Below are 14,538 nucleotides of genomic sequence, written 5' to 3' on the forward strand. Positions count from 1 at the left end.
TCTAATCAAAGCTAATCTCTAATTTAGAATTAGTCTTTTTTTGATTTATGTAGAAATGCTACCAAAATAATGGATGAAATTAAAGTTACAAAACCAATGATAGTAACTAATGTTCCTTTACCTTCTCCAGTTTTAGGAAGTCCAGGTTTATCATTTGTTGTAGTTACTGTAGTTTTAGGCTCTTCTCCAGTAGTTGTTGTGGTAGTAGTGCTTGTTGTAGTTGAAGTAGTCTTAGATTCTTCAGTTGTTGTAGTTGAAGTGGTCTTAGGTTCTTCAGTAGTTGTAGTTGAAGTAGTCTAAGGTTCTTCAGTAGTTGTAGATGAAGTAGTCTTAGGCTCTTCAGTAGTTGGAGTTGAAGTAGTCTTAGGCTCTTCAGTAGTTGGAGTTGAAGTAGTCTTAGGCTCTTCAGTAGTTGGAGTTGAAGTAGTCTTAGGCTCTTCAGTAGTTGGAGTTGAAGTAGTCTTAGGCTCTTCAGTAGTTGTAGTTGAAGTAGTCTTAGGTTCTTCAGTTGTAGTTGTTGTTGAAGTAGTTGTAGGCTCTTCAGTAGTTGGAGTTGAAGTAGTCTTAGGCTCTTCAGGTGTTGTGGTAGTAGTTGTGGTTTCTTCAGTCGTAGTTGTAGTGGTGGTTGTAGTTGTTGTAGAAGTAGTTGTAGTCTCTTCAGTAGTTGTCGTTGAAGTAGTTGTAGGCTCGTCAGTAGTTGTAGTTGCAGTAGTCTTAGGTTCTTCAGAAGTTGTAGTTGAAGTAGTCTTAGGTTCTTCAGTAGTTGTGGTTGAAGTAGTCTTAGGCTCTTCAGTTGTTGTGGTAGTAGTTGTGGTTTCTTCAGTCGTAGTTGTAGTGGTGGTTGTAGTTGTTGTAGTTGTTGTAGTTGTTGTAGTTTCTTCCTTCGGATTCACAATCGTTTTGGTTACCGAATGATCTGCTCCAAAATCTTCAACATTAACCACAGTATCGGCTTCTTTGATGATATGACCTGAAGGGGCTTCAATTTCAGTTAAGATATATTTATCTTTTAACAGTTTGCCAACAGCAATATTACCATTTTCATCTGATTCAAACTCACCAATGACTTGATTATTAGCTTGACGAACGACTCTAAACTTAGCACCTTTAAGTGGTTGGTTAGCATCATCGACTTTATGAATGTTGATTGAGAAAACATAACCAACACCAGAACCACCAGCAATTTGAACGGCAGCAGCATTCGTTACATTTTTGGTTTCAATACCTAGACCTTTAAGAGTTGCTTCATTTTTCAAGACCTCTCCGTCGGCTGGATCATAATTTAAACGAACATTATAAGCAATACGATATTGGTCATTTTCAGTAACATCACCTAAATCGATAACAAATGATTGACCATCTTCGCTAATTGTAATCTTATGTTGGTCTGTTACATCAACTCTATCAGAGAATACCCACTCACCAGTATCATAAGAGAATTTACCTTTAATAATTTTAATGCTATCTTTTACGTATGAAGCATTCGTAAATTGTAAGTGATCTTCGAGTGTAACATTCTTAATATTTTGTTTTGTACGATTGACAGAAATCGTGTATTGAATTTCCCTTTGGTCCCCTGCGTTTACCCAACTAGTCTTTGTTAAAAGTCTAGGATTTCCATCACCAACACCAGTAAATGAAACTTTACCAGCAATTTTTGTTTCTTTGTTAATGGTGATTTCTACTGGAACCTCACCTTTTTGTGGGTGTTTTTTGAAATCGATACGAGCGTAAAAGAAGAATGATCCGCTTGTATCTGAGTGTTTTTCAACATAATCCGTATAGGTAATTGTAATGGATTTATTATCTGGGCTTACTTCAGCATTTGCGATAATCTCATTTGTATTGATATCACGAATCTTGAACGAAGTATTAGTAATCATCAAAGCATCTGGAACAGTAACTACAGTTGAATCTCCTGCTTTAACATTTTTTCCAGACAAATTATAATCAGCGTTGATTCGGAAGGTTGCCCACTGTTGCAAGTCCCAGTTGAGTTCTCCGCCTTCATTATTTGATACTTTAACATTTTGGATTGTATCAACAAATTTTCCAGAAACTGAAACCTCAGGAGTTTCAGCAAAAGTTTTATTCAAACTAAATACGAAAATAGTCGTCAATACAACGATCAAAAATGAGAAAATACTAAACTTTTTCTTTTTGTTCATCATATACATCCTTCTTATAAATTTAAGATAGTTTCTAAATATAATATAAAGTAGTGTCAATCATTAACTGAAAGACGAGTTAATAATATAGGTTAATTTTATAGACAAACCTTAACCAAGCCTCCTCCTAGTCTAACACTAAAACTCCCCTATAACGTGAATTATATCACAATAAAACATGGACATCAATGTTTAAGGTGTCAAATTATTATGAAAATGTAAGTTTTTCGAATTATTATATAAGTTATGTTTTCAACGGACAAATAATATATAATAACAGTTGCATTTCTCATAAAATTAGGAGAAAATTAGTATCAGATTTATGCTTAAATGATATCCTTTATTTCTGTCACATTTTAGTAATTTAATATATTTTTTTTAAGTTTAACTAGTAATTTTAGAGCTTTTAGATTTAATTTTTTTAGTTCAATTTTGTCAACTTAAAATTACCACACTTGGTTAATAGTTTTGTTTGTGTTATACTTTGAAGTATATTATATAAAGAATACTGAATACAGGACAATGAATAGATGATTTATAAATTTTTACTCTTCGACCTTGATCATACCTTGCTTGATTTTGATACTGCCGAGGATGTAGCTTTAACGCAACTTCTAAAAGAAGAAGGTGTTACCGATATTCAAGCCTATAAAGATTATTACGTTCCAATGAATAAGTCTCTCTGGAAGGATTTGGAGCTTAAAAAGATTAGAAAACAGGAATTAGTTAATACACGATTTTCAAAATTGTTTTCGTATTTTGGAATTGAAAAGGATGGCGTATACTTAGCTGTACGTTATCAGTTTTATTTAGCTCAACAGGGGCAGGTATTTTCTGGGGCCATGGAACTCTTAGAAAGCCTTATTGATCGTGGTTATGAACTCTACGCTGCCACTAATGGGATAACTACAATTCAGACAGGTCGTTTGGCTCAATCAGGTCTGGCTCCCTATTTCAACCAAGTCTTTATCTCAGAGCAGTTGCAAACGCAAAAACCTGATGCACTATTCTATGAAAAAATCGGTCAGCAGATTGCTGGATTTAGTAAAGAAAAGACGCTGATGATTGGAGATTCTCTAACCGCCGACATTCAAGGTGGTAATAATGCTGGGATTGCCACTATCTGGTACAACCCTCATCACCTCGAAAATCACACACAAGCCAAGCCGACTTACGAAGTTGACTCTTATCAGGCTCTGCTAGAACTCTTAGATAAACTGTAAAAAGTGGTTTCCATAGCCACTTTTTGCTATAATAGAGGCAGTAAAAACGAAGGAGTAGTAAATGATGTCTAGGCCACCTCTTTCTCTTTATGAACCATTGTATTTACTAAAGGAAGTTGATCAAAATATCTGGATAGTAGATGGTGATTTGATACAAATGGATATGAAGGTCTTCAAACTTCCTTTTCAGACACGTATGACGGTGATTAAGTTAAATGATGACAAACTTTGGATTCATTCTCCTATTGCTCCAAATGAGAAACTTTTTACTGAACTGAACGCTTTGGGCAAAGTGGCTTACCTGATTTCACCAAATAAGATTCACTACGCCTATATTGCAGATTGGAAACAAAGATATCCTCATGCGCAAGCATGGTCTAGTCCAGGAGTAGAAGAGAGAGCGAAAAGTCAGAAAGTCAAGGTTGTATTTGATGCTCCCTTAACAGATAAGGCTCCTGACTTATGGTCTGATGAGATTGAACAACTCATTTTTAAGGGAAGTTCAGTCATTGAAGAGGTGGTATTTTTTCATAAATCAACTAAAACACTGATTGTGACAGACCTCATAGAGAATTTTGAACCGGAAAAGATAGCTAGTCCAATCCGCAGAAGATTCTATCGTTTAGCTCGTGTAACATCCCCTGATGGACAAACTCCTATCGATTATCGGATGACTTTCATAGGAAGACAAAGGGAAGCAAAAACTTCCTTTTCCCGTATGTTAAACTGGAAACCTGATAAGATTATACTTGCACATGGTTTATGCTTTTTTAAAAATGGTACGGATGAATTAAGACGTGCTTTTCGATGGATACGGTAAAGGAGAGAAAGCAATGGAACACTCATCTTGGCATGCTTTGATTAAAGAGCAATTACCGGAAGGTTATTTTGGGAAAATCAATCAGTTTATGGAGCGGGTTTATACTCAAGGAACTGTATATCCTCCTAAAGAAAAGGTTTTTCAGGCTCTTTTGACAACTCCTCTTGAAGAGGTTAAAGTGGTGATTCTTGGTCAGGATCCTTATCATGGTCCTGGTCAGGCACAGGGTTTGAGTTTTTCTGTTCCAAATGCTATTCCAGCACCTCCTTCTTTGCAAAATATTTTAAAAGAACTTGCAGATGATATTGGAGTTAAAGCATCCCATGATTTGACAGCTTGGGCTGAGCAGGGAGTTTTACTTCTCAATGCTTGTCTTACAGTTCCGGCAGGACAGGCAAATGGTCATGCTGGGCAGATATGGGAACCTTTTACAGATGCTGTAATTAAGGTTGTCAATAATCTTGATAGACCAGTGGTTTTTGTCCTCTGGGGTGCTTATGCACGCAAGAAAAAATCATTGGTGACCAATCCTAAGCATCTGATTATTGAATCAGCCCATCCAAGTCCCTTATCCGTTTACAGAGGATTTTGGGGTTCTAAGCCTTTTTCCAAGGCTAATACATTCTTAACAGAGACAGAACAAGAGCCGATTGATTGGCTTAGATAAGGAGAGAATATGCCCCAGTTAGCGACGATTTGCTACATTGATAATGGAAAAGAACTGCTCATGCTTCATCGCAATAAAAAGCCTAATGATGTCCATGAAGGAAAATGGATCGGTGTCGGTGGAAAGTTAGAGCGTGGAGAAACTCCACAAGAATGTGCTGCCCGCGAAATTTTAGAAGAAACAGGATTGAAGGCTAAGCCAGTTCTCAAAGGTGTAATCACCTTTCCTGAATTTACACCAGATTTAGACTGGTACACCTATGTGTTTAAGGTGACGGAGTTTGAGGGTGATTTAATTGACTGTAATGAAGGGACTTTAGAATGGGTTCCTTATGATGAGGTTTTGAGCAAACCAACCTGGGAAGGAGACCACACCTTCGTAGAGTGGCTTTTAGAAGATAAACCCTTCTTTTCAGCTAAGTTTGTTTATGATGGTGATAAATTATTGGATACCCAAGTGGATTTCTACGAATAAAGGAGAAAGCAGATGTTACTAATTAAAAATGGTCGAGTAATGGATCCTAAGTCTGGTTTGGATCAAGTGTGTGATGTCTTGGTTGAAGACGGTAAAATTGTCAAAATTGCACCACAAATTAGTGAAAAAGAAGCAGAGGTCATTGATGCAACTGGTCATGTAGTTGCACCCGGTTTGGTGGATATCCATGTTCATTTCCGTGAACCTGGTCAAACACACAAGGAAGACATCCATACAGGAGCCCTTGCAGCTGCTGCTGGTGGATTTACTACTGTAGTTATGATGGCTAATACCAATCCAACCATTTCAGACGTGGAGACTTTGCAAGAAGTTCTTCAATCTGCGGCAAAGGAAAAAATTAATGTTAAGTCTGTAGCGACGATTACCAAGAACTTTAATGGCCAAGACTTGACTGACTTTAAGGCGCTTTTAGAAGCTGGAGCCGTTGGTTTTTCAGATGATGGTATTCCTCTTGAAAGTAGTAAAGTGGTCAAGGAAGCTATGGAAGAGGCTAAAAAACTAAACACTTTTATCAGCTTACACGAGGAAGATCCTGGTCTGAATGGTACGCTAGGTTTTAATGAAAATATTGCTAAAGAACACTTCCATATTTGTGGTGCTACAGGAGTTGCAGAGTATGCAATGATTGCACGTGATGTCATGATCGCCTATGCAACAAAAGCCCATGTTCATATCCAGCACTTATCCAAGGAAGAAAGTGTTAAGGTTGTGGAGTTCGCTCAAGGTTTGGGAGCAAACGTAACTGCAGAAGTAGCACCGCAACATTTCTCTAAGACTGAAGCGCTTCTCTTGACTAAGGGAAGTAACGCTAAGATGAATCCACCACTTCGCTTGGAGTCTGACCGCCGTGCAGTTATTGAAGGACTCAAGTCAGGTGTCATTTCAGTAATTGCGACAGATCACGCGCCTCACCATGTAGACGAAAAGAATGTCGAGGATATCACCAAAGCTCCATCAGGTATGACAGGACTGGAAACTTCATTGTCACTTGGTTTAACTTACTTAGTCGAAGCTGGTGAGCTAAGCTTGATGGAATTATTAGAAAAAATGACAGTAAACCCAGCTAAATTGTATCATTTTGAAGCAGGTTATTTGGCTGAAAATGGTCCAGCTGATATTACCATTTTCGATGATAAAGCTGACCGAATTGTAGACACACATTTTGCTTCTAAAGCAGCTAATTCACCATTTATCGGTGAAACTTTAAAAGGGCAGGTAAAATACACTATTTGTAATGGACAGATTGTCTATAAATACTAGATGAAATACTGCTCTATAAAATTTAAATTTAGAGAGAGTCTGTATGTATCAAACCGATCATTTTAAAGACAAGTTCATTTTATTTCTTAAGATTTTCTTCCCTATTTTGGTTTATCAATTCGCAAATTATTCGGCTTCCTTTGTCGATACAACCATGACCGGCCAGTACAATACTATTGATTTAGCTGGTGTTTCAATGGCTACTAGCTTGTGGAATCCTTTCTTTACTTTTTTAACAGGTATTGTTTCTGCCTTAGTTCCAATAGTTGGACATCATTTAGGACGTGGGAAAAAAGAAGAAGTGGCTTCTGATTTCTATCAGTTTCTTTATCTTTCGCTTGACTTATCCATTTTTCTATTTGTTTTAGTTTTTCTGGTTGCTCCTCTAGTTCTAAATAATATGGGATTAGAAGTGACGGTAGCAAATATAGCAGTTCGTTATCTATGGTTTTTAGCAATAGGGATTATTCCTCTCCTACTCTTTAGTGTCATTCGTTCGTTACTGGATGCACTTGGGTTAACAAGGTTGTCCATGTATTTGATGCTTTTATTACTCCCTCTCAATAGTGGTTTTAACTATTTATTGATTTATGGTGCCTTTGGTTTTCCTGAGTTGGGAGGAGCTGGAGCTGGACTTGGGACCTCTATGGCTTATTGGGCCTTGTTGGGTATATCTATACTAGTCCTTCTTAAACAAGAAAAATTAAAAGAACTACATTTAGAAAACCGACTACCTTTAGACAGGAATAAAATAAAAGAAGCGATAAAACTGGGGTTACCTATTGGTGGGACTGTATTTGCTGAAGTTGCTATTTTTTCAGCCGTTGGCTTGATTATGGCGAAGTTTTCATCATTGATAATAGCTAGTCATCAGTCTGCCATGAACTTTTCATCTCTCATGTACGCTTTTCCTATGAGCATTTCAACAGCAATGGCTATTGTTGTTTCTTACGAGGTTGGTGCTAAACGTCAAGAGGATGCTAAGAAATACATAAAAATCGGACGACTATCAGCTATGGCATTCGCAATTTTAACCCTTTCTTTTCTGTATGTTTTTAGAAAAAATGTTGCCAGTCTCTATGGTCATGATCCAGAGTTCGTTCAACTAACTGCTAGTTTTATGACCTATAGCTTATTTTTCCAGTTAGCTGATACATTTGCGGCACCATTACAAGGGATTTTACGAGGCTACAAAGATACTGTCATACCTTTCTACCTTGGTCTCCTTGGATACTGGGGAGTTGCTATACCTCTTGGTTTGTTTCTAGATTATTCAACAAATCTCGATGCTTATTCATATTGGATAGGTCTTATCGTAAGTTTAGTTGTCAGCGGATTACTCTATCAGTGGCGTTTACAAGTTATTATGAAAAGATTCAAATAATTTGTTGAAAATATCCATGGAAATCAGTTTGTGAAATAGCCATTTAACTTAAAGAAAAGTCTTGATTTTGTTGACTTTTCTTTTTTTATATTGTGAAAAAATATCAAGCATAATCATTGACTCTAGTTAGCTTATAAGTTAGAATAGAACTATAAGAAATTAAACTTAGAAAGGCAAGATTATGTCAACTTTAGATAAAAATCTTTTGCTTGAGATGTTCCGTAAGATGGAAGAAATTCGTCGTATGGACTTAAAAATTGCTCAATTAGTAAAAAAAGGAAAAGTTCCCGGTATGACGCACTTTTCTGTTGGTGAAGAAGCTGCCAACGTTGGGGCTATGTTAGCTCTAAACGAAGATGACCTCATCACCTCAAACCACCGTGGTCACGGACAAGCCATTGCTAAAGGAATTGACCTTAATGGTATGATGGCTGAGATCCTTGGTAAATATACTGGAACTTGTAAAGGTAAAGGTGGATCTATGCATATCGCCGACTTAGATGCGGGTAACCTTGGTGCTAACGGTATCGTCGGTGGTGGTATGGGGATTGCAGTAGGTGCAGCCCTTACTCAACAAATGAAAAACACTGGTAAAATCGTTGTCTGCTTCTTTGGTGATGGGGCGACGAATGAAGGTGTATTCCACGAAGCTGTTAATATGGCTTCAATTTGGAATCTTCCAGTAATTTTCTACTGTATCAATAACGGTTATGGAATCTCTGCTGATATTAAGAAAATGACAAATGTCAAGCATATCCATGAGCGTAGTGCTGCTTACGGTATTCCTGGAATGTTTATCGAAGACGGTAACAATGTTATCGATGTCTACGAAGGATTTAAGAAAGCAGTTGACCATGTTCGTTCTGGTAAAGGTCCTGTCTTGATCGAAAGTGTAACCTATCGTTGGCTTGGTCACTCATCATCAGACCCTGGTAAATATCGTACACGTGAAGAAGTCGATATGTGGAAGGAAAAAGATCCAATCGAAAACCTTCGCAAGTACCTTGTTGAAAATAAAATTGCTAGTGCAGAAGAACTTGAAGAAATTCAGGCTCAGGTCAAGGATGCAGTGGAAGCATCTGTTAAGTTTGCAGAAGAAAGTCCATTCCCTCCACTAGAATCAGCTTTTGAAGATATTTACGCAGACTAAGGAGAAGTAGAGAAATATGGAAACAAAATTAATGTCTTTCCGCGATACCATTATCCTTGCAATGTCTGAGGAAATGCGTCGCGACGAAAATGTACTCTTGATGGGTGAAGATGTCGGTGTCTTTGGTGGAGACTTTGGTACATCTGTAGGTATGCTTGAGGAATTTGGACCAGAACGCGTTCGTGACTGTCCAATTTCCGAAGCAGCTATTTCTGGAGCAGCTGCTGGTGCTGCTATGACTGGACTTCGTCCAATCGTTGATATGACTTTCATGGACTTTTCTGTTATTGCCATGGATAATATCGTCAACCAAGCTGCTAAAACTCGTTACATGTTTGGTGGTAAAGGTCAAGTGCCTATTACAATCCGCTGTGCCGCTGGTAACGGAGTAGGTTCTGCAGCACAACACTCACAATCATTGGAATCTTGGTTTACTCATATCCCAGGATTGAAGGTTGTAGCACCAGGTACGCCAGCTGATATGAAGGGACTTCTTAAGTCTTCAATCCGAGACAACAACCCTGTTATCATTCTTGAATACAAATCAGAATTTAACCAAAAAGGTGAAGTTCCTGTTGATCCAGACTATACTATCCCACTTGGTGTCGGAGAAATCAAACGCGAAGGAACTGATGTAACGGTAGTAACATACGGTAAAATGCTACGTCGCGTTATGCAAGCTGCTGAAGAATTGGCTGAAGAAGGGATTTCAGTAGAGGTGGTTGACCCACGTACTTTGGTTCCACTTGATAAAGACATCATCATTAACTCAGTTAAGAAGACTGGAAAAGTAGTTCTTGTCAACGATGCACACAAGACAAGTGGTTTTATCGGTGAAATTTCAGCTATTATCTCAGAATCAGAAGCATTCGATTATTTAGATGCACCTATTCGCCGTTGTGCAGGTGAGGATGTACCGATGCCTTACGCACAAAATCTTGAAAATGCAATGATTCCAACAGTTGAAAGCATCAAAGATGCTATCCGTAAAACTCACAACAAACAATAATACATAAAATAGATTATGTAAACAAACAAATCAGACGAGAAGCTTTGTATCTAATAGATGCAAAGTTCTCTACGTCCTTAATATCTTAGATTAGAGCACGGGCTAGAGTCTGTGTGAAAAAGATAAACTTTCATAGAAACTAAAGTTTTTTCGTCAAGTTTTCTATTTTCACTTTGACTTTTAACGCCCTTTGCATCATGTAATTGAATTCGGACGGAGGTCTGTGAAAAAAAGATAGATTTCCTTGTGTTCATCGAACACATCGTCAATCTCCTATTTTTTCATTGCCCTCTTCGTCCTTAATATCTTAGTATAGAATAGGAGAGGTCATGGCTGATGATAAGCTAAGAGCGACTCCTGCAGCTAGAAAATTAGCGGATGATTTAGGAATTAATCTCTACGATATTTCTGGCTCAGGCGCAAACGGTCGTGTCCACAAAGAAGACGTGGAAACATTTAAAGACACTAATGTGGTTCGCATTTCACCACTTGCAAAACGAATTGCCCTTGAACATAACATTGCATGGCAGGAAATCCAAGGAACTGGTCATCGTGGCAAGATTATGAAGAAGGATGTTTTAGCTTTCCTTCCGGAAAATATTGAAAACGATACGATTAAGTCACCTTCTCAGATTGAAAAAGTGGAAGAAGTTCCAGATAACGTAACTCCTTATGGAGAAATCGAGCGTATTCCAATGACACCGATGCGTAAGGTTATTGCTCAACGTATGGTTGAGTCATACTTGACTGCACCAACCTTCACGCTTAACTACGATGTCGATATGTCTGAAATGCTTGCCCTTCGTAAGAAAGTTCTTGATCCAATCATGGAAGCAACTGGCAAGAAAATTACAGTTACAGACTTGCTTTCACTTGCGGTTGTTAAGACTCTTATGAAACACCCATACATCAATGCTTCATTAACTGAAGATGGTAAGACAATTATCACTCACAACTATGTCAACCTTGCGATGGCTGTTGGAATGGATAATGGATTGATGACACCAGTTGTTTACAACGCTGAAAAACTCAGCTTGTCTGAGTTGGTAGTTGCATTTAAAGACGTTATTGGACGCACCTTGGATGGTAAATTAGCTCCTAGCGAATTGCAAAATTCAACCTTCACCATCAGTAACTTGGGAATGTTTGGTGTTCAATCATTCGGTCCAATCATTAACCAACCGAATTCAGCAATCCTTGGGGTTAGCTCAACAATTGAGAAACCTGTTGTTGTTAATGGTGAAATCGTGATTCGTCCAATTATGAGTCTTGGTTTAACAATTGACCACCGTGTCGTAGATGGTATGGCTGGTGCTAAGTTTATGAAAGACTTGAAAGCTTTAATTGAAAACCCAATCTCAATGTTGGTTTAGAGAATTTATTTTTAGAAATATAGATAAAGGAAGTAAGATATGGCCTTAGAAGTAATTATGCCAAAAGCCGGCGTGGATATGACAGAAGGACAAATCGTCCAATGGAATAAAAAAGTCGGAGAATTTGTAAAAGAAGGAGAAATCCTTTTGGAAATCATGACTGACAAAGTCAGCATGGAATTGGAAGCAGAAGAAGACGGTTACTTGATCGCTATCCTGAAAGGGGACGGCGAGACTGTTCCTGTTACTGAAGTTATCGGTTATCTTGGTGAAGAAGGGGAAAATATCCCAACAGCTGGAGCAGCAGCACCAGAAGCTAGCCCAGCACCTGCAGCAAGTGCTTCGAACGATGATGGTAAGAGCGATGATGCTTATGATATCGTTGTTATTGGTGGTGGACCTGCTGGTTATGTTTCTGCCATTAAAGCAGCTCAATTAGGTGGTAAGGTTGCTCTTGTTGAGAAATCTGAACTTGGTGGAACCTGCTTGAACCGTGGATGTATCCCAACTAAGACTTACCTTCACAACGCTGAAATCATCGAGAATATCGGTCATGCAGCAAATCGTGGTATCGTGATTGAAAACCCTAACTTCACAGTTGATATGGAGAAACTTTTAGAAACAAAATCTAAAGTTGTCAATACCCTTGTAGGTGGTGTTGCAGGACTCCTTCGTAGTTATGGAGTTGATGTTCATAAGGGTATCGGTACTATTACTAAAGATAAGAATGTCTTGGTAAATGGTTCTGAATTGCTTGAAACTAAGAAAATCATCCTTGCTGGTGGTTCAAAAGTAAGCAAGATTAACGTTCCTGGAATGGAATCATCACTTGTTATGACTAGTGACGATATCCTTGAAATGAATGAAGTACCAGAAAGCCTCGTTATCATTGGTGGTGGAGTTGTCGGTATCGAACTCGGACAAGCCTTCATGACATTTGGTTCAAAAGTTACTGTTATTGAAATGATGGACCGTATTGTTCCAGCAATGGATGCGGAAGTATCTAAGAACCTTCGCTTGATTCTTGAACGCAAAGGTATGACTATCTTAACAGGTACTAAACTTCAAGAAATCATTGAAGAAGATGGCAAACTCCGTATCAAAGTTGAAGGAAAAGATGATATCATCGCAAATAAAGCCCTTCTTTCAATAGGTCGTGTTCCAGATCTTGAAGGAATCGGAGAAGTTGAGTTTGAGTTAGACCGTGGTCGTATCAAGGTTAACGAGTACATGGAAACTTCTGTTCCTGGTATTTATGCACCAGGTGATATCAACGGTACTAAGATGTTGGCCCACGCTGCCTTCCGTATGGGTGAAGTTGCTGCTGAAAATGCCCTCAAAGGGAATCACCATGTTGCTAAATTGAACTTGACTCCTGCAGCTATTTACACACTTCCAGAAGTAGCAGCAGTTGGTTTGACTGAAGAACAAGCTCGTGAGAAATATGATGTCCAAATCGGTAAATTCAACTTTGCTGCAAACGGACGTGCAATTGCATCAGATGCTGCTCAAGGATTTGTTAAAGTCATTGCAGACAAGAAATATGGTGAAATCCTTGGTGTTCATATCATTGGTCCTGCTGCTGCAGAGTTGATTAATGAAGCGTCAAGTATCATCGAAATGGAAATCACTGTTGAAGAAATGCTTAAGACAATCCACGGACACCCAACATACTCTGAAGTTATGTACGAAGCATTTGCTGATGTTCTTGGAATGGCTATCCATTCACCTAAGAAAAAATAAACAAGTCTTTCAATAAAATTTTCTTAAAGTAGTACGGACGGCAGCGACCTCTATAGAGTTCCATGCCTAAAAATTGAGCCTCTCGTCTCAATTTTTCCGAGAAATGTAACGATAACACGTTACATTTCTTTTTACCACTTTAGAAAATTGGATTGCTATAAACAGATTTTAAAAACTAGATTTTTGGAAATACTATGAAATACATTATCAATCATTCAAACGACACTGCCTTTAATATTGCTTTAGAGGAGTACGCTTTTAAGCATCTTCTTGATGAAGATCAAATCTTCCTTCTTTGGATCAACAAACCATCGATTATTGTAGGTCGTCACCAAAATACCATCGAAGAAATTAACCGTGACTATGTACGCGAAAACGGTATTGAAGTAGTCCGTCGTATCAGTGGTGGTGGAGCTGTTTACCATGATTTGAACAACCTAAACTATACCATCATTTCAAAAGAAGATGAAAACAAGGCCTTTGACTTCAAGAGCTTCTCTACTCCAGTTATCAATACTTTGGCTGAACTTGGTGTTAAAGCTGAATTTACAGGACGTAACGACTTAGAAATCGACGGTAAGAAATTCTGTGGCAATGCCCAAGCCTATATCAATGGCCGTATCATGCACCATGGTTGTCTTCTCTTTGACGTGGATTTGTCAGTCCTAGCTAACGCACTTAAAGTGTCTAAAGATAAGTTTGAATCAAAAGGGGTTAAATCAGTCCGTGCTCGTGTAACGAATATAATCGATGAGTTGCCAGAAAAGATCACTGTTGAAGAATTCCGTGATTTACTCTTGGAATACATGAAAAAAGAATACCCTGAGATGACTGAGTATGTATTCTCAGATGAAGAATTGGCTGAAATCAATCGCATTAAAGAAACTAAGTTTGGTACTTGGGACTGGAACTATGGTAAATCACCAGAGTATAACGTCCGTCGTGGAACTAAATTCCCAAGCGGTAAGGTTGAAATCTTTGCGAATGTTATTGAGTCAAAAATTCAAGATATCAAGATTTACGGTGACTTCTTTGGTATCGAAGACGTAGCAGCAGTAGAAGATGTCCTTCGTGGTGTAAAATACGAACGTGAAGATGTCCTCAAAGCCCTTCATACCATTAACTTAGGTCGTTACTTCGCAGGAATCACTGCAGAAGAAATTGCTGAAGCAGTTGTAGAATAAACAAAAAAAAGAAGTTGGTTTTTTCCAGCTTCTTTTTTGTAGCTATTATTTACATAATTTAT

14 protein-coding genes are annotated in these 14,538 nt (G+C 38.2%); 12 read left to right on the forward strand and 2 right to left on the reverse strand.

Going from position 1 to position 14,538, the window contains the following annotated elements; genetic code table 11:
- Positions 1-29: 29 nt before the first annotated feature.
- Positions 30-101, reverse strand: a complete 72-nt coding sequence (locus tag AB2B47_RS01625; RefSeq protein WP_320693575.1) for a hypothetical protein — start codon at positions 99-101, stop codon at positions 30-32.
- Here AB2B47_RS01625 and AB2B47_RS01630 point away from each other — a divergent pair.
- Positions 70-300, forward strand: coding sequence for a hypothetical protein (locus AB2B47_RS01630; RefSeq protein ID WP_320693456.1), 231 nt, complete (start codon positions 70-72; stop codon positions 298-300). The two genes, AB2B47_RS01625 and AB2B47_RS01630, sit on opposite strands and share 32 nt — an antisense overlap.
- Here the strand turns inward: AB2B47_RS01630 and AB2B47_RS01635 are convergent.
- The gene (locus AB2B47_RS01635) at positions 297-2,168 is read right to left on the reverse strand and encodes an Ig-like domain-containing protein (protein ID WP_320693457.1); all 1,872 of its coding nucleotides are present in this window, start codon (positions 2,166-2,168) and stop codon (positions 297-299) included. The genes AB2B47_RS01630 and AB2B47_RS01635 overlap by 4 nt on opposite strands.
- Positions 2,169-2,698: 530 nt before the next feature.
- On the opposite strand from AB2B47_RS01635, the gene pynA reads away from it, so the two are divergent.
- From pynA to AB2B47_RS01690, 11 genes are all read left to right on the forward strand, one after another.
- Entirely contained in the window at positions 2,699-3,391 is a 693-nt protein-coding gene (gene pynA / locus AB2B47_RS01640) for a pyrimidine 5'-nucleotidase PynA (protein WP_006151887.1), read from the forward strand.
- A gap of 64 nt (positions 3,392-3,455) precedes the next feature.
- Positions 3,456-4,211: a DUF4336 domain-containing protein gene (locus tag AB2B47_RS01645; protein WP_025170353.1), complete on the forward strand. Its 756-nt coding sequence runs from the start codon at positions 3,456-3,458 to the stop codon at positions 4,209-4,211.
- Between the two features lie 13 nt (positions 4,212-4,224).
- Entirely contained in the window at positions 4,225-4,878 is a 654-nt protein-coding gene (locus AB2B47_RS01650; protein WP_006152065.1) for a uracil-DNA glycosylase, read from the forward strand.
- A 9-nt stretch (positions 4,879-4,887) separates the two neighbouring features.
- Positions 4,888-5,352 (forward strand): NUDIX hydrolase, encoded by a 465-nt coding sequence (locus AB2B47_RS01655; protein WP_001135768.1) that lies wholly within the window; start codon positions 4,888-4,890, stop codon positions 5,350-5,352.
- Between the two features lie 12 nt (positions 5,353-5,364).
- Positions 5,365-6,633 (forward strand): dihydroorotase, encoded by a 1,269-nt coding sequence (locus AB2B47_RS01660; RefSeq protein WP_006151736.1) that lies wholly within the window; start codon positions 5,365-5,367, stop codon positions 6,631-6,633.
- 43 nt (positions 6,634-6,676) lie between these two features.
- A complete protein-coding gene (locus AB2B47_RS01665; RefSeq protein ID WP_320693458.1) occupies positions 6,677-8,017 on the forward strand; it encodes an MATE family efflux transporter in 1,341 nt (446 codons plus the stop codon).
- A gap of 181 nt (positions 8,018-8,198) precedes the next feature.
- Entirely contained in the window at positions 8,199-9,167 is a 969-nt protein-coding gene (locus AB2B47_RS01670) for a thiamine pyrophosphate-dependent dehydrogenase E1 component subunit alpha (RefSeq protein WP_320693459.1), read from the forward strand.
- A gap of 16 nt (positions 9,168-9,183) precedes the next feature.
- A complete protein-coding gene (locus tag AB2B47_RS01675; RefSeq protein ID WP_006152177.1) occupies positions 9,184-10,176 on the forward strand; it encodes an alpha-ketoacid dehydrogenase subunit beta in 993 nt (330 codons plus the stop codon).
- A 329-nt stretch (positions 10,177-10,505) separates the two neighbouring features.
- Positions 10,506-11,549: a dihydrolipoamide acetyltransferase gene (locus AB2B47_RS01680; protein WP_006151524.1), complete on the forward strand. Its 1,044-nt coding sequence runs from the start codon at positions 10,506-10,508 to the stop codon at positions 11,547-11,549.
- A 39-nt stretch (positions 11,550-11,588) separates the two neighbouring features.
- A complete protein-coding gene (lpdA, locus tag AB2B47_RS01685; RefSeq protein ID WP_006151487.1) occupies positions 11,589-13,292 on the forward strand; it encodes a dihydrolipoyl dehydrogenase in 1,704 nt (567 codons plus the stop codon).
- Positions 13,293-13,486: 194 nt separating this feature from the next.
- On the forward strand, positions 13,487-14,476 hold the full coding sequence (locus AB2B47_RS01690) for a lipoate--protein ligase (protein WP_006151770.1): 990 nt from the start codon (positions 13,487-13,489) through the stop codon (positions 14,474-14,476).
- The last annotated feature ends 62 nt before the right edge of the window (positions 14,477-14,538 follow it).

Origin of the sequence: Streptococcus wuxiensis, assembly GCF_040888245.1 — a bacterium.
In the GTDB taxonomy this organism is placed as follows: Bacteria; Bacillota; Bacilli; order Lactobacillales; family Streptococcaceae; genus Streptococcus; species Streptococcus wuxiensis.

Excerpts from the sequence above, each read along its gene's own strand:
- AB2B47_RS01630 (WP_320693456.1), top strand. The coding sequence starts at position 70 with ATGGATGAAATTAAAGTTACAAAACCAATGATAGTAACTAATGTTCCT.
- AB2B47_RS01635 (WP_320693457.1), bottom strand. The coding sequence starts at position 2,168 with ATGAACAAAAAGAAAAAGTTTAGTATTTTCTCATTTTTGATCGTTGTA.
- pynA (WP_006151887.1), top strand. The coding sequence starts at position 2,699 with ATGATTTATAAATTTTTACTCTTCGACCTTGATCATACCTTGCTTGAT.
- AB2B47_RS01645 (WP_025170353.1), top strand. The coding sequence starts at position 3,456 with ATGTCTAGGCCACCTCTTTCTCTTTATGAACCATTGTATTTACTAAAG.
- AB2B47_RS01650 (WP_006152065.1), top strand. The coding sequence starts at position 4,225 with ATGGAACACTCATCTTGGCATGCTTTGATTAAAGAGCAATTACCGGAA.
- AB2B47_RS01655 (WP_001135768.1), top strand. The coding sequence starts at position 4,888 with ATGCCCCAGTTAGCGACGATTTGCTACATTGATAATGGAAAAGAACTG.
- AB2B47_RS01660 (WP_006151736.1), top strand. The coding sequence starts at position 5,365 with ATGTTACTAATTAAAAATGGTCGAGTAATGGATCCTAAGTCTGGTTTG.
- AB2B47_RS01665 (WP_320693458.1), top strand. The coding sequence starts at position 6,677 with ATGTATCAAACCGATCATTTTAAAGACAAGTTCATTTTATTTCTTAAG.
- AB2B47_RS01670 (WP_320693459.1), top strand. The coding sequence starts at position 8,199 with ATGTCAACTTTAGATAAAAATCTTTTGCTTGAGATGTTCCGTAAGATG.
- AB2B47_RS01675 (WP_006152177.1), top strand. The coding sequence starts at position 9,184 with ATGGAAACAAAATTAATGTCTTTCCGCGATACCATTATCCTTGCAATG.
- AB2B47_RS01680 (WP_006151524.1), top strand. The coding sequence starts at position 10,506 with ATGGCTGATGATAAGCTAAGAGCGACTCCTGCAGCTAGAAAATTAGCG.
- lpdA (WP_006151487.1), top strand. The coding sequence starts at position 11,589 with ATGGCCTTAGAAGTAATTATGCCAAAAGCCGGCGTGGATATGACAGAA.
- AB2B47_RS01690 (WP_006151770.1), top strand. The coding sequence starts at position 13,487 with ATGAAATACATTATCAATCATTCAAACGACACTGCCTTTAATATTGCT.